The following is a 23,397-nucleotide window of genomic DNA, read 5'->3' as shown; positions in this document are numbered from 1 at the left end:
TTTATAAGTACCGAAGAAGTGTGAGTATCTTGAAGTATTCTGTTACTTTTTAGTGCAACTCAATGGTGCTATTTGTATGTGTTCAGTTGATTATTTGAGTGGGTGTCTGATTCTGTGATTGGCGATGAAAAATAATAAAGATTAATTAGCACAGCTATTGATAAACTTGTTGTTACATTTCTTTGCACATAAAAAAACACCGCCCATAAGGCGGTGTAAACAAATTTGACAGACAGGTCAAAATAAATACAGGAAGTACATGCCTCGTTTCAGTATAAACTGCAACAAAACATTTGGTAGAACTCTACCCAACTCGAAAAGAACGAGTTTGCAAACACAACATCGCAGGAGCTAAGCCAATTGATTCTAGAGAGAATCAAGCCGTTCAGGCTAGCTGCTGCGGGATGAAATATAGAATTTCTCTGGCTGCTAGGCAATGGACAAATTATAATGTTTCAGATAAAAAAAACTAATGCTTATTTAGAGAGTAACTATGTCTCGTCGATTACCCCCATTAAACTCGCTAAGAGTGTTTGAAGCTGCAGCTCGACACTTGAGTTTTACGCGTGCTGCAGAAGAGTTGTTTGTTACTCAAGCGGCAGTCAGTCATCAGATCAAAGCGCTTGAAGAATTCTTATCTTTGAAGCTGTTTCGCCGAAGAAACCGCTCTTTGCTGCTAACTGAAGAAGGTCAAAGCTACTTCTTAGATATCAAAGATATTTTCACATCACTAGCAGAAGCGACAGACAAAGTGCTGGAGCGAAGTGAGAAGGGCGCATTGACCATCAGTTTACCGCCGAGTTTTGCTATTCAATGGTTGGTACCAAGGCTCGCTGACTTTAATCAGCAAGAGCCTGATATTGATGTAAGAATCAAAGCCGTTGATATGGATGAAGGCTCGCTAACCGATGATGTAGACGTCGCTATCTATTATGGCCGAGGTAATTGGTCGGGGCTTAGAGCCGATAAGCTTTACCAAGAATACTTGATCCCTCTTTGCTCACCTTCCGTGCTGCTAGGAGTAAAACCATTAGAATCTCTCAGTGATTTAGCATGTCATACGCTATTGCATGATACTTCTCGAAAGGATTGGAAACAGTTCGCTAAGCAAAATGGCATCGATGGGGTAAACGTTAATCACGGCCCTATCTTCAGTCACTCAACCATGGTGCTGCAGGCAGCGGCTCACGGCCAGGGCATTGCTCTGGGTAACAACGTGTTGGCGCAGCCTGAAATCGAAGCGGGTCGTTTGATTGCGCCTTTTGATGAAGTGTTGGTGAGTAAGAACGCCTTCTATGTGGTTTGTCATGAGAAACAAGCCGACATGGGTCGTATTGCTACCTTCCGCGACTGGATGCTAGCGAAAGCGCAAAGTGAACAAGAGGACTTACTTGATGAATAACCTCATCATTGATGGTGAAGACAACCCAATAACCTTTATCTTTGCACATGGTGCTGGCGCAGGTATGGATCATGAGTTCATGCAGTCGGTAGCAAAAGGGTTGGCGTTTAAAGGGATACGAGTGATTCGTTTTAATTTCCCTTACATGATCAAACGTGCTGAAGATGGTAAGCGTCGTCCACCTGATCGAGCCCCTAAACTGCTCGAAGCTTACCAAGATATTATCGGACAGGTAGATGCCGATAAGCTTGTGATTGGCGGTAAGTCGATGGGAGGACGTATGGCGAGCCATTTGTCTGAAGTTGATAAGGTGGCTGCAATGGCCTGTTTAGGCTTTCCTTTCCATCCGCCAGGCAAACCAGAGAAATACAAAGGTGAGCACTTGGCTGAGTTAGCAAAGCCGTGTCTTATTCTGCAGGGTGAACGTGATACCTTTGGTAAGCGAGAAGAGTTTGCTGATTTCGACCTGTCGGATTCGATTCGTGTTGAGTTTATTCCTGATGGCGATCACAGCTTTAAGCCTCGTAAGAGCTCTGGCTACACCGAACAGCAGAACATAGCGTTAACCGTTGAGAAACTATCGGCGTTTATCAAAGAGGTGCTTAATGAGAAGTAAGTATTTACTCACTTTTGCAGGTATCTCTGGCGCAATAGCCGTAATGCTAGGTGCCTTCGCCGCTCACGGGTTAAAAGCTGTCTTGCCAGAGTATCTGCTAGGCGTGTTTGAGACAGGTGTTCAGTACCAGTTTATCCATACACTAGCAATATTGGCGTGTGGTGCTCTGCTACAGATGAAACTTGGTGCTAAATCACAAAAATATTTTTTCATTGCGGCAATTTGCTTTATCATCGGCATCCTTTGTTTTAGTGGCAGCCTTTATGGCTTAGCACTGACAGGAATAAAATGGTTTGGCCCTATAACACCGTTTGGTGGTCTACTATTTATCATTGGTTGGGGAGTCTTCTCCTTCGCTGCTTTGAATATAAAAGAGGTAACTCAGTGAAACACGTACTACTTTATTGTCGCTCTGGTTTTGAAAAAGAATGTGCTGGCGAAATTCAAGACAAGGCAACACAACTGGAAGTGTTTGGTTTTCCTCGCTTAAAGAACAATACAGGCTTTGTATTGTTTGAATGTTATCAAGCAGGCGAAGCCGATAAACTGGTAAAAGAGATCGACTTCCAATCGTTGATCTTTGCTCGTCAAATGATCGCGGTAGCGGTTGAAATCAAAGATCTGCCGACTGATGATCGTATTTCTCCAATTCTTGAGGCGCTTTCTGAGAAAGAAGGTTTCCCACGTTGTGGCGATATCCGTATTGAAACACCAGACACTAATGAAGCGAAAGAGCTTTTGAAGTTCTGCCGTAAGTTTACTGTGCCGATGCGTCAAGCGATGCGTGGTAAAGGCCTGATGACAGCGAAAGATAACGCTAAGAAGCCTGTGCTTCATTTATGCTTTATCGCTCCGGGTCACTGTTTTGTCGGTTACTCCTACCCAACGAACAACTCACAGTTCTTTATGGGTATCCCTCGTCTGAAATTCCCATCAGATGCGCCAAGCCGTTCTACATTGAAGCTAGAAGAAGCATTCCACGTATTCATCCCTCGTGATGAGTGGGACGAGCGTCTGGCTCCAGGCATGTGGGGTGTTGATTTAGGAGCGTGCCCAGGTGGTTGGACTTACCAATTGGTCAAGCGCTCGATGTTCGTTCACTGTGTTGATAACGGCATGATGGCAGACAGCCTAATGGAAACAGGTCAAATTAAGCACCACATGGTGGATGGCTTTAAGTTTGAACCAGACCGTAAGAACGTAACTTGGATTATCTGTGACATGGTTGAGAAGCCAGCTCGTGTTGCTCACCTTATGGGTGAGTGGATCATCAAAGGCTGGGCGAAAGAAGCACTGTTCAACCTTAAACTGCCTATGAAAGGCCGTTACGATGAAGTACTGCAAGATATCGAGAACCTAAAAGTGTTCCTGATTGAGAACAAAGTGAAGTTCAAGATGCAGGCTAAGCACCTTTACCACGATCGCGAAGAGATCACGGTCCACATTCAGGCGCTTTCAAACATCTCACCGCACTAATATTTACGTTAGTGTGTCAGTGATAAAAAATGCTCCTTTAAGGGGCATTTTTTGTATCAATATTATCGAGTCACAGCGACTTAAGCGTTTGCTTCGTAACGAATATCTTGCAGGTTGAACCCTAAATCAATATCGGTTTTGAGTGCCGATACTTGCTTACATACACGAGCGGATTCGATGTGTTCGTCGAACTTCTTACGATATTTTTTCGGCAGATCTTCTGCTTGATAGGCCGCTTCGATATCTGGGTAAGTGGTCAATATCTCTTTGGCTGCTTTTGGCCCGATACCTGGGATGCCCGGTACTTGGCTTGAGCTTACGCCCGTTAATCCCCAGTAATCCGCCAGTTGTTCAGGTTTAACGCCAAACTCAGCTTCGATAAAGGGTTTATCTAACCAGCGGTGCTGGAAGTAATCTCGGATCTGAAGCGTTGGTGACAACAGTTGGCAGTAGCCCTTATCCGTCGAGACGATGGTGACGGTTTCTCCGTGGTCAGCCACTTTCTTTGCCAGTGTTGCGACGAGATCATCCGCTTCATCGCCATCAGACAGCAGTGAATCAATGCCTAACTCCCACCAAGCTTGTTGAATAGCATCAAGGCCTTTCATCAATGGTTCTGGCATGGGTTTACGATTCTGCTTATAAGCAGGAAGCACATCTGCGCGCCAGCCACGGTCTTGTAAATGGTGATCAAATACCGCGATGATGTGGGTGGGCTTTGATTCATTCAGAATCTTATTGAGAGTGCGAATTGTGGTGGTAATGGTTCTTGCTATATCGGTTGGATCCGGCTGAACAGAGTGCACGCGTCGGATGAGGTTTAAGGCATCGATAATAACAAGATGGATAGACATAAGTTTCCACTAAATAGGCAATAAAAAAGGGGCTGCTAGCCCCTTATAGTAACGTATCACTTGGTGAGTTGAAACGTTGGTAACGTAAACGCCTTAATCACGTGAGGCGATTTTATAGCAAGGCACGTAGTCGGTCCCTCCCGGTAACTTCATTCGATGTTGCTCAACAAAGTCATTCAGCAGTTGGTCCATCTTGGTCATTAGCTCTTTGTCGCCATCAATTAGGAATGGGCCGTGCTTCTCGATCTCCAGAATACCCTCTGCTTTGACGTTACCAGCCACAATGCCTGAGAACGCTTTACGTAAATTAGCGGCTAGGCTTTCTGTTTTTTGGTCCATATGAAGATCAAGCGCCGCCATAGATTCGTGTGTTGGGTCGAATGGCAGTTGGAACTCAGGCTCAATATGCAGTGACCAGTTGTAGCTGTAGGCATCACCGGTCTCTTTACGGTGAGAACGCACATCTGGCATCGCTTGTTTCATGATTTTCGCAGCGCGTGCTGGGTCATCAATCACGATCTCGTAATGTTTCTGCGCATCAGGCCCTAGAGTTTCCCCAATGAACTTATCGATTGAGCGGAAGTAAGCCTCACTCTCTTTCGAGCCCGTTAACACAATCGGCATTGGTTGTTCGGCGTTATTCGGGTGCATCATGATCCCTAAGATGTACAGCAGCTCTTCCGCCGTGCCGGGGCCGCCTGGGAAAATGATGATGCCATGTGCCATACGAACAAACGCCTCAAGACGCTTCTCAATATCTGGCATGATCACCAGTTCGTTGACGATTGGGTTTGGTGGCTCAGCCGCAATGATCGAAGGCTCGGTAAGCCCAAGATAACGATGATCGGTGTAACGCTGCTTCGCGTGACCAATGGCAGCCCCTTTCATTGGGCCTTCCATCGCACCCGGTCCACAACCGGTACAGATATTCAGTTCACGCAGGCCGAGTTCATTACCCACTTCACGAGTGTATTGGTACTCGCTGGCATTAATAGAGTGACCACCCCAACATACAATCAGGTTAGGCTCGATGCCCGGCGTCAGCGCACCTGCATTTCTCAAGATACCAAACACAAGGTTGGTAATGTGAGTGGCATTAGTCAGGTTGAGTCGTTGGTTATCGGCTAAATGCATGTTGACGTAAACAATGTCACGCAGCACTGAAAATAGGTGCTCTTGAATACCCTTGATGATTTCACCATCGACAAAGGCATGCTCTGGTGGGTTGCTTAGTTCGAGCTTAATACCACGCTCACGGCGAACGACTTCGACATCGAACGACAGATATTTGTCGAGCAACTCTTTGGAGTTGTCGGTATGGCTACCCGAGTTCAGGACCGCTAACGTACAGTTGCGATACAGTTGGTACAGATCACTAGACGCGGTTTTCTTAAGACGCTCAACCTCAAGTTGAGAGAGTAAATCCATGCTACCGGCAGGGCTGATATGAGTGATCATAGTGCCTCCTTGTTGAAAAGAGCAGGGGACGTTGAAGTGACCCTCTGGCTCGAGAGTGAGAAGCAAACGTTGAAAGTGTTTGGTTAAAGGTAGGAGAGAGTTAACCAGACGAAACGGATACGACAGCGTTGCTTGCCATGAATGCTTGTTAAGCGAATGTTAATCATTAGCTTAGCAAACATTGAGGGAAATGGTATGTGATAAGTATTTGAAAAAATGAAATAAATTAAATCTAGGGCTGGCCTAGTGCCAAACAAGTTGGTTGGTACCGCGTTGTTTTGCTTTATTTAGAGTCTTATTGAGTCGCTCTAGCACTTCTTCAGGTGTATCTGACTCTTTAAACTGAGTACTTGCCGCGCATAAAGTGATCGTGATTTGCTGGTCACGGAATTTAAAGGGCAGGCGGCTTACTTGAGTTTGAATGTTCTGAATCACCTGATGGCAATATTCATCGGTTTGCTCTGGCAGCAATAACACAAACTCTTCACCTGAAAAACGTGCCACAGTATCGGTGGTGCCTGCTTCTTTGGTAATAGTTCTTGCGATGATCTTGAGTGCTTTGTCGCCCGCGGTGTAACCAAAGCTATCGTTAATTGCTTTGAAGTTGTCGATGTCGAGCAGTACTACGCGTAGCGAGTGTTGCGCGCGGATCCAGCGGCGATACTCAAGCTCTAAGCGATCAGTAAAGGCAGTGCGATTGTAAACCTTGGTTAGAGGATCAAGCAGCATACGCTGAGCCTGATCTTCCAAGCGCTTACGGTAATCTTGCGTCACTTCATAGAGTGAATCTAACTGAGTCTTTCCGTAACTCATTCTCTCTATCAGAGCTTGTTCTTTTTGCTCTGCGTGGTTCAGCCTTTCCGAAAGAGAGGCGATTTCACTGAGTAGCGGATTAATCGACAGCTTTAAACTATCAATATCTTTCGCTTTATCTACCGAGCTTTGGCTTCTAGTGACTAGTTCATTTAACTCAGAGTTTAGACCTTGTCGGTGCTCAAAGTAGCTCTGGCTCTGGTCGGCATTTTGGTCTGCCGTTTTGATGCTGGACGCTAAAGAAGAATTAAGCTGATCGATGAATTGTTCAGACTTCTTACGTTCTAGGTTGGTGCCTTCAATAACCAGTTTGAGGATCTGAAGTGTTAGCTCAAGTAGGTTTTGTGTGGAAACACCAAGCAGCAGCTTCGCTCGAATATCGGTAAGCAGATCACCCGATTCACCCTCGAAGTCGAGTTCAGTGATCAGATGTTGTAGTTCGTTTGATAGGTCGGAAAGGAGCTCTTGTTCCGGAGAGTGCGCAGCGTCAGCAAAATGGGTGCGTGAGTTATTCGCCATAATCTTTATGGCACGCTCATAAATACCGAGAAGTTTCATGGCGTGGTCGACTTTCTGACTGCCATTGCATTCGGAGAAGCTAAGTAAGTTTCGTAGGTCGCGTTTGAGCTGTGCTGGAAGGCCAGTTATGCGCTGCAGCGTTTCCCCACTGTGCTTAATGCTATCGTCCAGATACCCGTTCTGTTTATCCATAGCCAACGTTTTCTGCTTAAGCATCCTTTCTAATACTGCCAGTTTTGGGATCATTGAGCTAATGTCTTTTTGCTTTTCTAGCTCTTCCCTAAGGGCAATGAGGTTTTCATCTAAATGGCTGTTACTACCAACACATGCATCACTTAAAGACGTGACGATGCGCTTTAGAACTTTCTGTTCTCTAATAAACTTGAATGAGGTGTCTCTTTGCGTCAAACGGACCTGCTCCAACTGAGATTTCAGCTGGTGGAGTTGCGCCTGAATGTCTTTTTCAAGAATGCCCATAGATGTATTTATTAGCGCCGCGTAGACCGATCTCGATCATTTTGATGAAATTCCGTTACATCGATAATAACAAAACTAAAAATAAGGTCACGACTTGCTGCTCTTAACCGCTCGCAAATCAGTCATCTTTTAGCATTTTTTTGATGTTGTCCTCATTCTGGTACGAGGATTGTATTTTTATTAACCCTTGATTAATCGCATGTTTACACGCTTCTCTTATGTTACCAGTTGCAAGGCTCGCTGCTGGTGCATTATCGATAGCTTTTAGATAGACCCATTGGCTACTGCGCTCTTTGAGACTGATCTCACGGGCGAGATTGGTCGACATCAACAATACGTCGAGCAGCTCTTGATCGTTAATTGCGGTGTAAGCGCGTGGCAAGAATGGGTAGTCAGCGATGCCCATACGGACCGTTCGGTTGATGTTTCGCTCTGTTTCGAAGTCATTCACCCAAGACTGAATCTTTCTGAACATGTCCTCAGGCGACAAATCACGGTCCGCGTTTGGCTCGATATAAAGCAGGTTCGCATCCGAGAAGTGGTAGACACGAGCTGGGCCTTCAAGCTTAGATTTTAGGAATTCACCGAAAGCGTCTTCCAGTTCTAGACCGGCTTTGTAACCGTTCTGCGTGTACATATTGCGTAAGAACGGTAAATCAATCATCACGAAGCGTAAGCGGTCGTTGAGTGGCTCATGAATCAATTCGCCAAGTTGCCACTGTTCGAAGGTCTGGCTGGTTTGTTCTAGCGAATTGGACAGCTTGGCATTCAGCATTCTGAGGTTCGGGAGCTTAGATCGTGAGTGCGTAAACAGGTCTGTTCGTAGTGAGTCGACTTCTTTGGCTAAGGTTTGAATGAGGTAGCCACGGCGAAGCACAAAGAAGAACAAGATAATACTGAACAAGAATAGGGCGAACGATATTTTCTGGAACTTGCGATGCTCTAGTTTGTACTTTTCTAGCTCTTGCGCTTGGCCTGCGTAGTGCAGGGTTTGTTCGGCAAATTCTTTCTGTTGACGGAACGCGTCTTCGCCAACACGGTTGAGTTTTTGCTGCTCTAGAGAGACAAGGCTGTTGTATTGCTTGAGGTTTGCCAATGCTTGCTGTGGACGACCTGCCTGTTCATAACCCAAAGAAAGTAAGTAGTACGAGCGTTGTGAAAGGCGCATGTTCTCTATCTGGCGTGAGATCTCAAGTGCACGTGTCGCATGCTTTATCACGTCTTCGCTTTCTTGTAGGTGATACGCTAACCCTGCAGATAACAGTGCAGCACGGCCTTCCAGCTTTGGAATGTCGGTATATTCCAGCAGCTCAAGGGCACGGGTTAGGTACTGTTCTGCTAGAGGGTAGTTATAAAGGCGTAAGTAGGTCGCCGATAGACTTAGTCGGATATCAATGACTTGGTGGATATCTCGGTCAGTGCTTTCGTGATCAAGAACGTTGAAGAAGTGTACCAAGGCAAGGTTATATTTCCCTTGATAGAAGTACACATCCCCCATTTTCTTAAGCACTTGTGCTAAGACAGGCGAGTTTTCAAAGTTGTCATAGAAATCAGCGGCTTGAGATAGGTGTTCTAACGCTTTATCCAACACTTGGCGCTCAAAGAAAAGCTGCGCAAGTAGGCGGTTGACCTTGGCCAAACGTGAACTAAGATTGCCCTCTACTGATTTCCAGTAGCCATACAACAACTCGGATAACGCGTGGTTGTACTCTTTGTGAGTCAGATAAAACTCGCCGACGGAGATATGGTAGTCGATGGTGACTTTTTCAGAGTAACGTTGATCGAGATAGGTTTTGGCTTCTTGATAGAACTTTTCGGCTTCATCGATCTTGTTGTCGTAAGAGGCGATGTCGGCTTTCAACATGATCAAGCGATAGGTAATGCCTTCCGTTAAGCGTAAGGTTTTATTCACCGACTCTAGATTTGTTTCAATGTTAGTGAGCTCTGATTTTGCTTTGGCTGATTTTCTATCACTCAGCCAAAGTAAGCGAACTTTTAGGATCTGAAGATCTATTTTTAGGTAATCAAGCTTATAGGTTTGCGCTAGCTCGGAGGCTTTGTCGATGTGCTGAATCGCAATACGCATATTGCCAAGGTTGTATTCCGCTTTGGCTAAGATCTTATACGCATCGATACTGCTGTTTGGTGTTCGAATCGAGGAGTCTGTCTCTTCGCGAGAAATAGCTGAAGGGCTTTTCTCGCGTTGATCAGAAAGGACACGCAGCGTTAGGTAGCTGTTGGCCATTTGTTTTGCTTGGCTCGGATCGATCTCAACCAAATTATTGGCTTCATTGAGTAGCGCCGACGAATAAACCGACGCATTGACCGATGTGCTTAAGCTTAAAATAAATAGACTAACAACGTATAACCAACGCATTTCAATGTCCCTTTAAAGATTTGGTAGGTTCAAATAAGTGTGGGTGGTTCTCGCCTGATTATTGGCGAGCCATACGCTTATTGTGGCTTGGTCTATCTTGCTCTGTTGAACGGTATGGGTTGATATCCAGACCACCACGACGTGTGTAACGTGCGAACACAGTTAGCTTCGAAGGTGCACAGTATTTCATGATGTCAGTGAAGATACGCTCAACACATTGTTCGTGGAATTCATTGTGCTCACGGAAAGAAACTAAATAGCGTAGCAGAGCTTCACGGTCAATTTGCTTACCAGAATATGCGATCTCAACGCTGCCCCAATCCGGTTGATTGGTGATCAAACAGTTCGACTTCAATAGGTGGCTGTGCAGTGTTTCTTCAACGTCTTGTTCGCCAGCAGCGCCTTCAAGCAGCGACGCTTCAAAGTCGTAGCTAGTGATTTGGATGTCTTGGTTGTCGATACAGTCACCTTCCATCGTCACGATAGGTTGGTTAGTGTAGTCGGTTACTGAGTTTACATTCACAATCACCGTTTCGCCTGCACATGCCGACAAATCTTGGGTCAGGCGCTCAGTGACTTGATCCCAGTTTTCAAATTGAGTCTGGTTGTAGCTGTTCAGGTACAGCTTGAAAGATTTTGATTCAATTAAATTTTGGCTGGTGGCTGGGATGAAAACTTCACCCACCGCTACTTGTGGTAGGCCGTTGATGTTTAGCCACGAAAGCTCGTACATCGTCCAAATATCATGACCAACAAAAGGCAGCTCGCCGTTTAGCGCAAGATCATCGCGATTAAGGCTACGAGGCACTGGTTGCAATAAACTTGCATCGTATTGGTTAGAGTACTCAGTTTTTTGGCCAAGGGTTAAACCCGCTAGCTCTTTTGCGTCAGAATATTTGCTCATACTTTCGTTTCAAATTCGATTAGAATGGGGTCGATTTTACTGAATCCCCCTTACCCTGTCATTAAGTCATCGCTTAATCGGCGCGGAAAGGGCTCGGATTCTATTTATTATTTTGTGTTTAGGAGATTTTCATGACTCAACGTGCTCAAGACGCACTACTTTCTTTTAGTCAGCGATACGTTGACGCGTGGAAGCAGAAACACCAAAGCTTACCTCGTAATGAGGAGTTGGTGGACATCGTATCGCCATGCGTAGAAGAAAAGAGTGGCGATGCCGTGTTGTGGAAGCACTATCCACGTGAGCAATTCGCGGATTTCACCAACGTTGAAACCGGTATTGAGTTGACTCTGCATGAAGACATCAAAACTTTCTACGGCGCACAATTCAGCGCAGATATGAACGCAACTTTCGATGGTAACGAATTGACTCTGTTACAGATTTGGAGTGATGAAGACTTCGAATGCCTACAAAAAAACATTTTGGGTCACCTAGTAACTCAGCGTCGCTTGAAGCTAAAACCAACGGTTTTCATTGCCGCGACCGATGCTGAGCTGGATGTTATCTCTATCTGTAACCTAACGGGTAACGTGATTTTGGAGCGCTTAGGTACCAAAAATCGTGATGTGCTCGCCGAGACATTGGCAGAATTTTTAGAAAAGCTACAACCAGCGGTATAAATAGATGTACGTACTAGAACTTCAATTTGAGTGTTTTGATAACACAACGGTAAGCGCTGTCGACAAGGCGGTTAATGGCTTAATGGATGCACTTCGTTATAACGGACAAGTGTTAGGTCGTGAGTTCCCAATCGTGATGGGCGATGGGGAATTCTATGTTCGCGTTGTGTGCCCGGAGCAAGATAGCTTGCACCCGCGTAATCACTCAGACTTTGTGAAAGTGTGTTTTGATCGCTTGTCTAACGCGAGCCTACTAGCGCCTAAAATGCGTTTGCTAGGTCGAGATCTGAACTCAGAAGAAGTGGCAGAAGATGAAACACCAAGCTGGCAGGTGTTATACACGACATTCGTGCACACCTGTTCACCGCTGCGTAGTGGCGATAGCTTGCTACCAATCCCTTTGTATCGCAATCCACCTACCTTCAATGGCGACCATAAAGCCGTGTTGAAATGGCAGACCGAATGGCAAGCCTGTGATGAAGTACAAATGGGTGGTGGTTGTCGCGCGGAACATGCAACGCTAACCGAGATCAGTGACACGAAGAGTGTGCTGTTTAAACGCGGTTGGGGTCTAAGAGGGCGCATTGAGTATCTGACTAAGGTTCCAACCTACTACTACTTATACCGTGTCGGTGGGATCAGCCTGAAAGATGAAAAAGAGCGCAAATGCCCGCAATGTGGTGGTGAATGGCTGCTAGATGCGCCTATCCACGATATTTTCTATTTCAAGTGTGATGACTGCCGATTGGTGTCAAACATCTCTTGGGATCACCTGAAGTAATCGACTTTGTTTCGCTTAAATCTGAGATGCTTTACTTTCTAGCAAATCTTTATCATTAAAAAAGGGGCTGACGTTATGTCAGCCCCTTCGGGTATCTATACAGTGCTGTCGTTTAGTTGATTACCAACCTTTAACGACGCCACCTTGGAAGATGTCAGAAGCTGCGTTGTACACTTCTTCAGTTTGGTAAGCTTTAACGAAGTTTTGTACGTTTTCAGCGTTTAGGTTGTCTTCACGAGAAACGATTAGGTTTACGTAAGGAGAATCTTTGTCTTCAACGAATACGCCATCTTTTTGTGGAGTCAGGTTGATAGAGCTCGCGTAAGTTGTGTTGATGATAGATAGAGCAACATCATCAAGAGAACGTGGCAGTTGAGCTGCGTCTAGTTCAACAATCGTTAGGTTCTTAGGGTTACCCACGATGTCGCGAACTGTAGCTAGAAGACCTGCGCCTTCACGAAGTTCAAGAAGACCTTGTTGCTCAAGAAGAAGTAGAGAGCGACCTAGGTTTGTAGGGTCGTTTGGTACAGCAATACGAGCACCGTCTTGGATTTCGTCTACCGATTTCACTTCTTTAGAGTAACCCGCAATTGGGTAAACAAACGTGTTACCAGCGATAGTTAGCTTGTAGCCACGGTCAGCCACTTGCTGATCTAGGTACGGTGCGTGTTGGAATGCGTTGATGTCGATAGAACCATCATCTAGAGCTGCGTTTGGTGTTACGTAATCCGTGAAAGTAACCAGTTCAACGTCTAGGCCGTATTTCTCTTTCGCTACTTTAGCTGCCACTTCAGCAACTTGCGCTTCTGCACCTGCCATTACGCCAACTTTTACTTTAGAAGTATCCACTTCTTTATCGCCACAACCTGCTAGAACTAGCGCTGAAGCTGCTGCTGCGATAGTTAGTAAACCTTTAAGGTTAAATTTCATAATAATCTCCTTTTAATAAATCTATTTAATTAGGTTCAGACGACTCTACTCTTTATGTGTGAGTCTTTATCTGTGGTCAACACGGCGAACTAATGAATCACCGATTGATTGAATAATTTGTACCAGCACAATCAACATCACTACTGTCACAGCCATGATGGTCACATCGTAGCGGTGGAATCCGTAACGAATCGCGACATCACCTAGGCCACCTCCGCCTACAGTACCGGCCATTGCTGAGTAGCTCACCAGAGTCACTAGCGTAATCGTTACTGAGTTGATGATAGTCGGTAGTGCTTCTGGAAGCAGAACCTTATTGATGATTTGTGTTGGTGTTGCGCCCATTGATTGGGCCGCTTCCACTAGACCTGTTGGTACTTCAAGTAGTGCACTTTCGATAAGTCGAGCCACGAATGGGATAGCGCCAATCGTCAGTGGAACAATCGCTGCTGTTGTACCGATGAAGGTACCAATCAGCATCTTAGTCAGTGGAATAATCGCAACCATCAAAACTAAGAAAGGTACTGAACGACCCACGTTCACAATCGCACCTAGAATCTTGTTTACTTTGGTGTTCTCTAACAGGCCACCTTTTTTAGTCGTATGCAGAATCACGCCTAGTGGAATACCGACCGCGAAGCCAACAATGCCTGCAACAGCAACCATGTAAAGCGTTTCGCCTGTTGCGCCTAATAGAAGGTTACCGTTAAGGCTGATCCAGTCAGCAATCTCGTTGAAACTAAAGGACATAACCAAGCACCTCTACTTTTACATTGTTGTCGCGTAGGAATTGGATAGCAGCATTATCATCTGCTTCATTACCGAACAGTTCAGCGACCATCATGCCGAACTTCACGCCACCGGCGTAATCAAGGTCAGAACTTAAGATGCTGACATCGATATTGAATTTACGTGCGATTTGCGTCATTAGCGGAGCATCAACCGTTGCACCAGTAAACTCAAGACGCACCAGCGGGTAGCTGCTGTTTACGCGAGTCTCTTGCAAACGTGCTTGGTAATCTTCAGGGATCGTCAGATCCAACGTTGAGCGAATAAACTGATGCGCTAGCTCTGTCTTCGGATGAGCAAAGATGTCACCGACTGTACCTTTCTCTACCAATTCACCGCCGCCAATGATCGCAACCTCGTGACAAATGCTTTTAACCACATCCATCTCGTGTGTAATAAGCAGGATAGTGATGTTCAGCTTGCGGTTGATTTCACGCAGCAGCTCAAGGATAGATTGAGTTGTTGCTGGATCCAATGCGCTGGTGGCTTCATCACATAGCAGTACTTTCGGGTCAGAGGCCAGTGCGCGAGCAATCGCCACACGCTGCTTTTGACCACCACTTAGGTTTGCCGGGTAGGTGTCACGCTTATCAGCAAGGCCAACCAGTTCAAGTAACTCGCTGACTTTCGCTTCAATAATCGCTTTATCTTTACCAGCAAGTTCTAGAGGCAGTGCTACATTGTTAAATACAGTACGAGAAGACAGCAGGTTGAAGTGCTGGAATATCATGCCGATGTTACGGCGCGCTTCGCTAAGCTCTGATTTGCTGAGTTTTGTTAGGTCGATACCATCAACAATCACTTCACCCGAAGTCGGGGCTTCCAACATATTTACACAGCGGATTAGGGTACTTTTGCCTGCACCTGAAGAGCCGATGACTCCAAAGATTTGACCTTGAGGAATGTGGAGGTTGATATCAATTAAGGCATTGATTTCTTTAGTGCCTTGATAAAAAACCTTATTGACTTGATTCACTTTAATCATAGAGAAACCCGTGCAGGTAGAACAGAATAATATGTCGATAGCTCGCTCGATTTACAGACGATGCTATGGTGTTCTATGATCTAAGTCAATAGATATTTTTACGTCTAGACGGCTAAACGTCGATTGTGTGGCTAAGCTAGAAACAAATCGTTAACGAACGCAAAACTAAATAGATAGTGATGAAGCAAATAAAGCGTGTAATAATTAATGATTAATAGAGAGTTGATAGAGAACAAAATTTTGTCTAAACCTGCTGTTTTTTTAGATCGTGATGGAGTGATTAACGTTGATCACGGCTACGTACATGATGAGCATGACTTTGAATACATCGATGGTGTGTTTGAAGCGGCGAAAGCGTTTAAAGATATGGGTTATTTATTGGTGCTAGTGACCAACCAATCTGGTATTGCTCGCGGCATGTTTAGTGAAGACCGTTTTCTTTCTTTAACGCAGTGGATGGATTGGAACTTTGTTGATAATGGTGTCGAGCTCGATGGCATTTATTACTGTCCTCACCACGCTGAGCACGGTATTGGTGACTACAAGCAAGATTGTGAATGTCGTAAGCCAAAGCCAGGCATGTTCATTTCTGCTCGTGACTTTCTGAAGATTGATATGGCTAACTCGGTCATGATCGGCGATAAAGCGGAAGACATGATGGCTGCAGAAGCAGCAGGTGTTGGTACTAAAGTCTTGGTAAGAACGGGTAAACCCATCACTGAAAAAGGTGAAGCGTTGGCTAGCGTGGTACTTGATAGCATTAAAGACGTACCCGCTTTCTTAAAAGGCTAAACGTTTTATTTATCACTAAGGTATGGACCTATCATTAGGCACTTACATTAGGTTTGTTCGAACCTGTGAATAGGCTAAGTGTCGTTGACTATATAAAGATGAGGAACGAAGTATGAAAGCTATGTTGGTAGCATCTCTATGTACAGTAGCATTGGTTGGGTGCTCTAAATCAGCAGCCCCTGAGACTGATAGCGCAACATCGAATGATCAATTCGCGACTTATCAATGTGAGTCTGACGTCTCGTTTGATGTGTCTTACCTTGATAATGAAAAAGCGGTACTACGCTTGCCTGATAATGAATACCGCCTGACTCAAGTTCCAGCGGGCTCAGGAACCAAATACATCTTAGATGATGGCACTTCAGAGATGATTAACAGCATCACTTTGCGCACGAAAGGTGACAATGCGCGTCTAGAACTTGGTCGCGTAGTCTATCGAAATTGCCAAAAGTAAGTCATAGTAAGAACTGCTAGTATTTACAAACAGTTAAGTGAGGGAATCTACCCTCACTTTTTCTTCTCTTCCCTTTAACGTTAGACTTTTTATGAGCAAAAAACTCACTATTCTTGATATTGCAAAGCTGTCCGGTGTTGGTAAGTCAACCGTATCACGCGTTCTGACCAATGATCCAAAAGTGAAACCTGAAACCCGTGAAAGGGTGGAAAGAGTAATTCAAGAATCTGGGTACACGCCTTCAAAATCTGCGCAATCGATGCGCGGTGGCAGCCAAAAAGTCATCGGCGTGATTATCTCTCGTTTGGACTCTCCCTCTGAAAACAAAGCCGTTAGCACGATGCTGGCCGAGTTGTATCGAGCGGATTACGATGTCGTGATCATGGAAAGCCAACTTGATAGAGATAAAGCCAATGAGCACCTGCAAGTTCTAAAGCGTCGTAACGTTGATGGCATTATTGTATTTGGTTTTACTGACTGCGATATTCCGGCAATCGAAGCTTGGGAACACAAAGCGGTGGTGATTGCTCTGGATACCGAGAACGTGACGTCGATTAACTATGATAACCAACAGGTGATCAATAGTGCGTTGGTGCATTTATCGGATCAAGGGATCTCTGACGTTGGCTTTATCGGGGTTGATCCTAGTGATAAATCAACCGGTGAACTGCGTCTTAAGGCTTATCTCGATTGGTGTGAAAACACAGGTTCGGTGGCAAACTATCGTACTGGTCAACTTCATCACGAAAGTGCTTATCAGCTGGTGGATGAGGTGTTAACTCCCGCGACTCAAGCGATCGTTTGTGCCAGTGATACGCTGGCTCTTGGTGTAATCAAGCGTCTGCAAGAACTACAACGTGAAGATGTGGTCGTCACTGGCGTTGGTGGTAATGATCTTCTCTCTTTCTTATTCCCACGAGTATTTAGCATTGATCCTGGTTACCAATCTGCAGGTAAGTTGGCTGCTAATCTATTGATCTCTCAGCTTTTAGGCAATTCAGAGATCTCTCATCATACGCAATCTCCTATTCTATAATCCACTCAATTAAGCGAAATTGAACGGCTTAGATTAAAATTAGAGTGTGATCTCTTTCAATTAATGGGATTGTTCCCATTTTAATTTATCATTCATACGGGCATTATAATAACCGTAATTGGGAATGTTCCCATAGATCTAAGTCTGAGTGATTATAGCTTGCATGGTTTAGATGAGTAATTGAATGAAACCAGGGTGGGGTAGTATGAGTAAGATAGCGAAGCAAGACGTTGCGCGTCTTATCGAGTTAGTCGGTGGTAAAGAAAACATTGCGAGTGTCAGCCACTGTCTGACTCGACTGCGTTTTGTATTGAACGATGCAGAGCAGGCCAACAAAGCTGAACTCGAAAAACTGAAGCTAGTAAAAGGCTGTTTTACTAATGCAGGCCAATTCCAAGTTGTGATTGGCACTGAAGTTGATGAAGTGTACGCACTTCTGATTGAACAGACAGGTAAAGAGGCATCATCAAAAGATGAGGCGAAGCTGGCTGCTCGTCAAAACATGAACTTCCTTGAGCGTGGTATCTCCCATTTAGCCGAAATTTTCGTACCACTGCTGCCTGCCATCATTACAGGTGGTTTGATTCTTGGTTTCCGTAATGTGATTGGCGACATTCGCATGTTCGACGGCAAAACCCTCGTTGAAATCAGTCAATTCTGGGCAACCGTTCACTCTTTCTTATGGTTGATCGGCGAAGCTATTTTCTTCTTCCTACCGGTTGGCGTGTGTTGGGCTACGGTTAAGAAGCTTGGCGGAACCCCTATTTTGGGTATCACGCTCGGTGTGACCTTAGTTTCACCACAACTCATGAACGCATACATGATAGGTAAATCGGTACCTGAGATATGGGATTTTGGGCTGTTCGTGATTGAGAAGGTCGGTTATCAGGCTCAGGTGATCCCAGCGATGTTAGCGGGTGTGGCTTTGGCGTTCATTGAAACCAATCTTAAGCGTATCGTTCCTTCTTACCTGTACCTTGTTGTCGTGCCGTTCGTATCGATTATTTTGTCTGTGATTCTAGCGCACGCTTTCATTGGCCCATTTGGCCGTATGTTAGGCGATGGCGTGGCATTCGCGGCTAAAGCGGCAATGACGGGTGACTTTGCGATTCTTGGTTCAGTAGTCTTTGGCTTCCTATACGCACCTTTGGTTATTACAGGTATTCACCACACCACCAACGCGGTGGATCTGCAACTGATGCAAGACTTAGGCGGGACACCAATTTGGCCTTTGATTGCACTATCAAACATTGCACAAGCATCGGCAGTAGTCGGCATCATTATCTTGAGTAAGCGTGAAGGTGAACGAGATATCTCGGTTCCTGCGGCAATCTCAGCCTACTTAGGTGTAACAGAGCCAGCGATGTACGGCATCAACCTTAAATACAAATTCCCAATGCTGAGCGCAATGATCGGCAGTGCCGCTGCGGCTGCTATCTGTGGTAGTGCAGGAGTGATGGCGAATGGTATCGGTGTTGGTGGCTTGCCAGGCATCTTATCGATTCAACCGCAATATTGGTCTGTTTACTTAATTGCGATGCTGGTGGCGATTGTACTACCCGTCACGTTAACACTGTTCTTCTATAAACGAGCACAGATGAAAGGCGAACTAGAAACCGCCAACGCGTAATGCATTTAATAAGCGATGACTCCAAAGTGAGCCATCGCTTTTTCTTTTAGTTATAACGGCTATTCGACCATGATTCACATGGTGATTTTTATTTTATATTTTCTGGTAAGTGAGTGTTAGAGATGGCGATGACTGAGCATGATGAAAGTTGGTGGAAAACCGCAACCATCTATCAAATCTACCCAAAGAGCTTTTGTGACAGTGGCAGTAAAGGTACTGGCGATATCAAAGGGATCATTTCAAAACTGGATTATCTTAAACACTTGAGTGTGGATGCCATTTGGTTAACCCCAGTTTACGCATCCCCAATGATCGATAACGGCTACGATATTTCAGATTACTACGCGATTAACCCGCAATTCGGCACTATGGAAGATTTCGACCTATTGCTGGCTGAAGCGCACCAACGTGGTATTCGTATCGTGATGGATATCGTGGTAAACCACACCTCAACAGAACATGCGTGGTTTCAGTCAGCATTGGGTGATAAAAACAGCCCATACCGCGACTACTACATATGGAAAGATCCTGTAAACGGCCAAGCACCAACCAACTGGCAGTCTAAGTTCGGTGGTAATGCATGGGAAATGGATGAAGCCACTGGTCAGTATTTCTTACATCTATTTGCGAAAGAACAGGCCGACCTCAACTGGGAGAACCCGGTTGTACGCGAAGAAGTAAAAGACGTTATCAGCTTCTGGGCAGAGAAGGGCGTCGATGGATTCCGTCTCGATGTCATTAACCTGATTTCAAAGCAGCAAGACTTCCCTAATGATGATATTGGCGATGGTCGTCGTTTCTATACCGATGGCCCGCGCGTACATGAATACCTAAAAGAGATCAGCGAAGCGGTATTCCAGAAGTACGGTAGCGTGACTGTAGGCGAGATGTCTTCAACCACGTTGGAACACTGCCAGCAATACTCAAACGTTGATAACAGTGAGCTATCGATGGTGTTTAACTTCCACCACCTTAAGGTCGATTACACCAATGGTGACAAGTGGACCAATGCGCCGTTTGATTTCTTACAGCTCAAATCGATCTTTAACCACTGGCAAACGGGATTGAATGGCAAAGGGTGGGGCGCACTATTCTGGTGTAACCACGACCAACCAAGAGTGGTGAGTCGCTTAGGTAACGATCAGCAATATCGCGTTGAATCAGCCAAGATGCTCGCCGCTTCTGTCCACATGATGCAGGGCACACCTTATATCTATCAAGGTGAAGAGATTGGCATGACTAACCCTAGCTATACTGAAATTAGCCAGTATCGTGATGTTGAGAGTACCAATATGTACGACATCATGGTGAACCGTGATGGTGTGGCTCATGAAGATATGATGGCGATTCTAGCGCAGAAATCTCGTGATAACTCTCGTACACCAATGCAATGGAATAGTGAGCCTTACGCCGGATTCTCACAAGCTCAGCCATGGCTTGATGTAGCGAATAATTACCCTGGGATTAACGCTGAGCAAGCACTGGAAGACAAAGACTCTGTTTTCTATTTCTATAAGAGTTTGATTGAGTTACGTAAACAAGTGCCAGTGATTACAGATGGCAGCTATCAAGATCTATTACCTGATCACTCATCCATTTTTGCATATGCACGTGAGAACGAAGGGCAAACCTTGCTGTGTATTAACAACTATTATGGTGAAGAGGCGGAGTGCGTTTTACCGGAACGTTTTGATATGACTAAGGCGAAGAGTCTGTTGTCTAACTATCAACAAGCGAACACTTCAGTTGCATTACATCATCAAGTCTTACGTCCTTACGAGACTCGTATTCTCTTGATTGAAGGTTAACCTTGTTTCATTTTAAGAAGCTTGATTCTTATTCCCCTTAAAGGATTGGGCTTCTACAAAGGCTTTGGAGTGCTCCCCAAAGCCTTTTTTGTTTTAGTGATGGCTGGAATATCGTGCCTCGAGTCTACTTGCGAGAAGTTTGAGCATCGAGTGCCAGCAACGACAGAGCAGGTAATGAACTCTAAGACGCGTAATTCACCGAGTAGCGAGTTGGTTTGTGGTTCATTGCCAATACGATGTTCAATACTGCGGTGCCTAATACAGATACGGCAATCACCCAAGGTGACACGAAGAAGAACGATGCAAACAGAATACACGCATCAATACCCATTTGTGTTTTGCCTACCGAGATACCGTAGCGGTCTTGGATAAACAAGCACAGTACGTTGAAGCCACCCAGACTTGAGCGGTGACGGAATAGGATTAGCATACCTAAGCCCATTAGTAAGCCGCCGGCAACAGCACAATAGATCTCGTTATGAACTTCTAGCGAGATAACTAAGTATAAATGATCGGCAAACACAGATACTAAAGCCCCTGAGATGGCACTGCTTATTGCGAAGTGACGGCCAAATCGTTTCCATGCTAATAAGTAGAATGGGCAATTAGCAATAAAGTACAAAATACCAAAGGTTACCGGCATAAATTGACTCAAAAGCAGAGCCAAGCCAGTAGTGCCACCAGTAAGCAGGTTCGCTGACTGTAAAAAGAAGACGCCTAACGCCACTAAAAACGTGCCAGTGAGGATTGCTACCCAATCTTCTTTACGTGAGTGTTTTTCCATCGTTTTTATAATTACCTAACCAATAAAGGCGTGCATAGTAGAGAAAAACCTTAGCTTTCGGTAGCTAGAGGGGCAAAATTAAGGTAAACCTATGTAATCTGCGTTTTACAGGGTGTAAATCGTAAAATTGACAGTAAGCGTCATCTTTGGTTGGATAAGCTTAATAACCATGATGAATCTTATTTGTGATTATGAAAAAACTGCATGATAAAATTGCAATTAGCTCTTTATGACCTAGATCAAATTATGTAGAATGCGTCACATCAAAACGGTGACGGAAACGTTTGCTTTCGGTCGTTGTGTGGTTTTTTTGAAACTTTCAGTACAATCTGAGTCAGGAGATACAGATGCTTAAGCGTGACATGAACATTGCTGATTACGATGCGGATCTATTCGCAGCTATCCAAGAAGAAACTCTTCGTCAGGAAGAGCATATCGAACTTATCGCTTCAGAAAACTACACAAGCCCACGTGTAATGGAAGCTCAAGGTTCTCAGCTAACAAACAAATACGCTGAAGGCTACCCAGGCAAGCGTTACTACGGTGGTTGTGAGTACGTAGACAAAGTTGAAACTCTAGCAATTGAACGTGCATGTGAACTATTTGGTGCAGAGTACGCAAACGTACAGCCTCACTCAGGTTCTCAAGCAAATAACGCTGTATACATGGCACTACTAAATGCAGGCGATACGGTTCTAGGTATGAGCCTAGCACACGGTGGTCACCTAACTCACGGTTCTCCAGTAAACTTCTCTGGTAAGCTTTACAACATCATCCCTTACGGTATCGATGAAGCGGGTCAAATCGATTACGAAGAGATGGAAAAGCTGGCTATCGAGAACAAGCCTAAGATGATCATCGGTGGTTTCTCTGCTTACTCTCAAATCTGTGATTGGAAGCGCATGCGTGAAATCGCTGACAAAGTAGGTGCTTACCTGTTCGTAGATATGGCTCACGTAGCAGGTCTAATCGCTGCAGGCGTTTACCCGAACCCAGTGCCACACGCTCACGTAGTAACTACAACGACGCACAAAACGCTTGCGGGTCCTCGTGGTGGTCTAATCCTTTCTAACGAAGGCGAAGATCTTTACAAGAAGCTGAACTCAGCAGTATTCCCAGGCGGCCAAGGTGGTCCTCTAATGCACGTTATCGCTGGTAAAGCAGTAGCGTTCAAAGAAGCTCTAGAGCCAGAGTTCAAAGAATACCAAGCACGCGTTGTTGCTAACGCAAAAGCAATGGTTGCTGAATTCCTAGCTCGTGGTTACAACATCGTTTCAGGTTCTACAGAGAACCACCTGTTCCTAGTTGACCTAATCAACAAAGACATCACAGGTAAAGAAGCAGATGCAGCACTAGGTGCAGCAAACATCACTGTAAACAAGAACTCAGTACCAAACGACCCACGTAGCCCATTCGTTACTTCAGGTATCCGTATCGGTTCTCCTTCTATCACTCGTCGCGGTTTCTCAGAAGCAGACGCGAAAGAGCTAGCAGGTTGGATCTGTGACATCCTAGATAACATGGGTGATGAGTCTGTTATCGAAGCAACTAAAGCAAAAGTATTAGAAATCTGTAAGCGTCTACCTGTTTACGCTTAATTTTTCTGCGTAGTAATTTGAACTTCGTTGTCGAGCATGCTCACTTACATCCGTAAGCTCCGCGTGCTCTCCTAGAATTTCAAACGACTACTTTGAAAAATACTTTAAAGGGGCTCATTGAGTCCCTTTTTGTTTTAGGGAAAGGTGTTGAAGATTCTGCACCTGTTCCTTGAACTAAAGCTATTTGATTGAAAAATACGATTTGAAAGGCTCCTGTTGGGCTGTCTCTTATACACA

General features: G+C 45.1%; 21 protein-coding genes. 12 read left to right on the top strand and 9 right to left on the bottom strand.

Annotation, left to right across the window (positions count from 1 at the left end; genetic code table 11):
- The first annotated feature begins 493 nt into the window (after positions 1-493).
- Genes AB4583_RS08685 through rlmM form a run of 4 tightly spaced genes read left to right on the top strand, consistent with a single transcriptional unit; the run spans position 494 to position 3,494 of the window.
- Positions 494-1,402 (top strand): transcriptional regulator GcvA, encoded by a 909-nt coding sequence (locus AB4583_RS08685; RefSeq protein ID WP_012604639.1) that lies wholly within the window; start codon positions 494-496, stop codon positions 1,400-1,402.
- Entirely contained in the window at positions 1,395-2,018 is a 624-nt protein-coding gene (locus AB4583_RS08680; protein WP_017069501.1) for an alpha/beta fold hydrolase, read from the top strand. Before AB4583_RS08685 ends, AB4583_RS08680 begins: the two co-directional genes overlap by 8 nt.
- Entirely contained in the window at positions 2,008-2,406 is a 399-nt protein-coding gene (locus AB4583_RS08675) for a DUF423 domain-containing protein (RefSeq protein WP_017069500.1), read from the top strand. Before AB4583_RS08680 ends, AB4583_RS08675 begins: the two co-directional genes overlap by 11 nt.
- On the top strand, positions 2,403-3,494 hold the full coding sequence (gene rlmM, locus AB4583_RS08670; protein WP_017060773.1) for a 23S rRNA (cytidine(2498)-2'-O)-methyltransferase RlmM: 1,092 nt from the start codon (positions 2,403-2,405) through the stop codon (positions 3,492-3,494). Before AB4583_RS08675 ends, rlmM begins: the two co-directional genes overlap by 4 nt.
- Before the next feature lie 80 nt (positions 3,495-3,574).
- Here rlmM and xni read toward each other — a convergent pair whose 3' ends face one another.
- The 5 genes from xni to queF all read right to left on the bottom strand — a co-directional run bounded on the left by xni (position 3,575) and on the right by queF (position 10,896).
- Complete coding sequence (gene xni / locus AB4583_RS08665) at positions 3,575-4,348, bottom strand: flap endonuclease Xni (RefSeq protein WP_017069498.1); 774 nt, start codon at positions 4,346-4,348, stop codon at positions 3,575-3,577.
- A gap of 93 nt (positions 4,349-4,441) precedes the next feature.
- Positions 4,442-5,806 (bottom strand): nucleotide 5'-monophosphate nucleosidase PpnN, encoded by a 1,365-nt coding sequence (ppnN, locus tag AB4583_RS08660; RefSeq protein WP_017060771.1) that lies wholly within the window; start codon positions 5,804-5,806, stop codon positions 4,442-4,444.
- 243 nt (positions 5,807-6,049) lie between these two features.
- Positions 6,050-7,615 carry a GGDEF domain-containing protein gene (locus tag AB4583_RS08655; RefSeq protein WP_017069497.1) on the bottom strand — a complete coding sequence of 522 codons (1,566 nt, stop codon included), beginning with the start codon at positions 7,613-7,615 and terminating at the stop codon, positions 6,050-6,052.
- Between the two features lie 118 nt (positions 7,616-7,733).
- Complete coding sequence (locus AB4583_RS08650) at positions 7,734-9,992, bottom strand: tetratricopeptide repeat protein (protein WP_065584007.1); 2,259 nt, start codon at positions 9,990-9,992, stop codon at positions 7,734-7,736.
- A gap of 58 nt (positions 9,993-10,050) precedes the next feature.
- Entirely contained in the window at positions 10,051-10,896 is an 846-nt protein-coding gene (queF, locus tag AB4583_RS08645) for an NADPH-dependent 7-cyano-7-deazaguanine reductase QueF (RefSeq protein ID WP_372117026.1), read from the bottom strand.
- Between the two features lie 131 nt (positions 10,897-11,027).
- On the opposite strand from queF, the gene syd reads away from it, so the two are divergent.
- On the top strand, positions 11,028-11,573 hold the full coding sequence (gene syd / locus AB4583_RS08640) for a SecY-interacting protein (protein ID WP_372117024.1): 546 nt from the start codon (positions 11,028-11,030) through the stop codon (positions 11,571-11,573).
- A 4-nt stretch (positions 11,574-11,577) separates the two neighbouring features.
- Positions 11,578-12,354, top strand: coding sequence for a Zn-ribbon-containing protein (locus AB4583_RS08635; protein WP_017060766.1), 777 nt, complete (start codon positions 11,578-11,580; stop codon positions 12,352-12,354).
- 120 nt (positions 12,355-12,474) lie between these two features.
- On the opposite strand, the gene AB4583_RS08630 is transcribed toward AB4583_RS08635, so the two are convergent.
- From AB4583_RS08630 to metN, 3 genes are all read right to left on the bottom strand, one after another.
- Positions 12,475-13,284: a MetQ/NlpA family lipoprotein gene (locus tag AB4583_RS08630; protein ID WP_017060765.1), complete on the bottom strand. Its 810-nt coding sequence runs from the start codon at positions 13,282-13,284 to the stop codon at positions 12,475-12,477.
- 66 nt (positions 13,285-13,350) lie between these two features.
- A complete protein-coding gene (locus tag AB4583_RS08625; RefSeq protein WP_017060764.1) occupies positions 13,351-14,034 on the bottom strand; it encodes a methionine ABC transporter permease in 684 nt (227 codons plus the stop codon).
- Positions 14,024-15,058, bottom strand: coding sequence for a methionine ABC transporter ATP-binding protein MetN (metN, locus tag AB4583_RS08620; protein ID WP_017060763.1), 1,035 nt, complete (start codon positions 15,056-15,058; stop codon positions 14,024-14,026). The genes AB4583_RS08625 and metN overlap by 11 nt, the downstream gene beginning before the upstream one ends.
- Before the next feature lie 207 nt (positions 15,059-15,265).
- Between metN and gmhB the strand changes: the two genes are divergently transcribed.
- The 5 genes from gmhB to treC all read left to right on the top strand — a co-directional run bounded on the left by gmhB (position 15,266) and on the right by treC (position 20,778).
- Positions 15,266-15,850 (top strand): D-glycero-beta-D-manno-heptose 1,7-bisphosphate 7-phosphatase, encoded by a 585-nt coding sequence (gene gmhB, locus AB4583_RS08615; RefSeq protein WP_017060762.1) that lies wholly within the window; start codon positions 15,266-15,268, stop codon positions 15,848-15,850.
- 112 nt (positions 15,851-15,962) lie between these two features.
- Positions 15,963-16,304 carry an MliC family protein gene (locus tag AB4583_RS08610; RefSeq protein WP_017060761.1) on the top strand — a complete coding sequence of 114 codons (342 nt, stop codon included), beginning with the start codon at positions 15,963-15,965 and terminating at the stop codon, positions 16,302-16,304.
- A 91-nt stretch (positions 16,305-16,395) separates the two neighbouring features.
- The gene (gene treR / locus AB4583_RS08605; protein WP_017060760.1) at positions 16,396-17,340 is read left to right on the top strand and encodes a trehalose operon repressor TreR; all 945 of its coding nucleotides are present in this window, start codon (positions 16,396-16,398) and stop codon (positions 17,338-17,340) included.
- A gap of 205 nt (positions 17,341-17,545) precedes the next feature.
- A complete protein-coding gene (gene treB / locus AB4583_RS08600) occupies positions 17,546-18,970 on the top strand; it encodes a PTS trehalose transporter subunit IIBC (RefSeq protein WP_372117022.1) in 1,425 nt (474 codons plus the stop codon).
- Between the two features lie 122 nt (positions 18,971-19,092).
- The gene (treC, locus tag AB4583_RS08595) at positions 19,093-20,778 is read left to right on the top strand and encodes an alpha,alpha-phosphotrehalase (protein WP_372117021.1); all 1,686 of its coding nucleotides are present in this window, start codon (positions 19,093-19,095) and stop codon (positions 20,776-20,778) included.
- 181 nt (positions 20,779-20,959) lie between these two features.
- Here the strand turns inward: treC and AB4583_RS08590 are convergent, their stop codons facing one another.
- A complete protein-coding gene (locus tag AB4583_RS08590) occupies positions 20,960-21,562 on the bottom strand; it encodes a YitT family protein (RefSeq protein WP_017069490.1) in 603 nt (200 codons plus the stop codon).
- 347 nt (positions 21,563-21,909) lie between these two features.
- Here AB4583_RS08590 and glyA point away from each other — a divergent pair, with 347 nt between their 5' ends.
- Positions 21,910-23,160: a serine hydroxymethyltransferase gene (gene glyA / locus AB4583_RS08585; protein WP_017066387.1), complete on the top strand. Its 1,251-nt coding sequence runs from the start codon at positions 21,910-21,912 to the stop codon at positions 23,158-23,160.
- The last annotated feature ends 237 nt before the right edge of the window (positions 23,161-23,397 follow it).

The organism is Vibrio sp. 10N.222.49.C12, from assembly GCF_041475025.1.
GTDB classification, from domain to species: Bacteria; Pseudomonadota; Gammaproteobacteria; order Enterobacterales; family Vibrionaceae; genus Vibrio; species Vibrio crassostreae_C.
Note: the sequence above shows the minus strand (reverse complement) of the source record. Positions and strands in the feature narration are given on the sequence as shown.

Excerpts from the sequence above, each read along its gene's own strand:
- syd (WP_372117024.1), top strand. The coding sequence starts at position 11,028 with ATGACTCAACGTGCTCAAGACGCACTACTTTCTTTTAGTCAGCGATAC.
- AB4583_RS08655 (WP_017069497.1), bottom strand. The coding sequence starts at position 7,615 with ATGGGCATTCTTGAAAAAGACATTCAGGCGCAACTCCACCAGCTGAAA.
- AB4583_RS08635 (WP_017060766.1), top strand. The coding sequence starts at position 11,578 with ATGTACGTACTAGAACTTCAATTTGAGTGTTTTGATAACACAACGGTA.
- xni (WP_017069498.1), bottom strand. The coding sequence starts at position 4,348 with ATGTCTATCCATCTTGTTATTATCGATGCCTTAAACCTCATCCGACGC.
- AB4583_RS08685 (WP_012604639.1), top strand. The coding sequence starts at position 494 with ATGTCTCGTCGATTACCCCCATTAAACTCGCTAAGAGTGTTTGAAGCT.
- AB4583_RS08650 (WP_065584007.1), bottom strand. The coding sequence starts at position 9,992 with ATGCGTTGGTTATACGTTGTTAGTCTATTTATTTTAAGCTTAAGCACA.
- glyA (WP_017066387.1), top strand. The coding sequence starts at position 21,910 with ATGCTTAAGCGTGACATGAACATTGCTGATTACGATGCGGATCTATTC.
- treC (WP_372117021.1), top strand. The coding sequence starts at position 19,093 with ATGGCGATGACTGAGCATGATGAAAGTTGGTGGAAAACCGCAACCATC.
- treB (WP_372117022.1), top strand. The coding sequence starts at position 17,546 with ATGAGTAAGATAGCGAAGCAAGACGTTGCGCGTCTTATCGAGTTAGTC.
- AB4583_RS08630 (WP_017060765.1), bottom strand. The coding sequence starts at position 13,284 with ATGAAATTTAACCTTAAAGGTTTACTAACTATCGCAGCAGCAGCTTCA.
- queF (WP_372117026.1), bottom strand. The coding sequence starts at position 10,896 with ATGAGCAAATATTCTGACGCAAAAGAGCTAGCGGGTTTAACCCTTGGC.
- metN (WP_017060763.1), bottom strand. The coding sequence starts at position 15,058 with ATGATTAAAGTGAATCAAGTCAATAAGGTTTTTTATCAAGGCACTAAA.
- AB4583_RS08675 (WP_017069500.1), top strand. The coding sequence starts at position 2,008 with ATGAGAAGTAAGTATTTACTCACTTTTGCAGGTATCTCTGGCGCAATA.
- AB4583_RS08590 (WP_017069490.1), bottom strand. The coding sequence starts at position 21,562 with ATGGAAAAACACTCACGTAAAGAAGATTGGGTAGCAATCCTCACTGGC.
- ppnN (WP_017060771.1), bottom strand. The coding sequence starts at position 5,806 with ATGATCACTCATATCAGCCCTGCCGGTAGCATGGATTTACTCTCTCAA.
- AB4583_RS08610 (WP_017060761.1), top strand. The coding sequence starts at position 15,963 with ATGAAAGCTATGTTGGTAGCATCTCTATGTACAGTAGCATTGGTTGGG.
- treR (WP_017060760.1), top strand. The coding sequence starts at position 16,396 with ATGAGCAAAAAACTCACTATTCTTGATATTGCAAAGCTGTCCGGTGTT.
- AB4583_RS08680 (WP_017069501.1), top strand. The coding sequence starts at position 1,395 with ATGAATAACCTCATCATTGATGGTGAAGACAACCCAATAACCTTTATC.
- gmhB (WP_017060762.1), top strand. The coding sequence starts at position 15,266 with ATGATTAATAGAGAGTTGATAGAGAACAAAATTTTGTCTAAACCTGCT.
- AB4583_RS08625 (WP_017060764.1), bottom strand. The coding sequence starts at position 14,034 with ATGTCCTTTAGTTTCAACGAGATTGCTGACTGGATCAGCCTTAACGGT.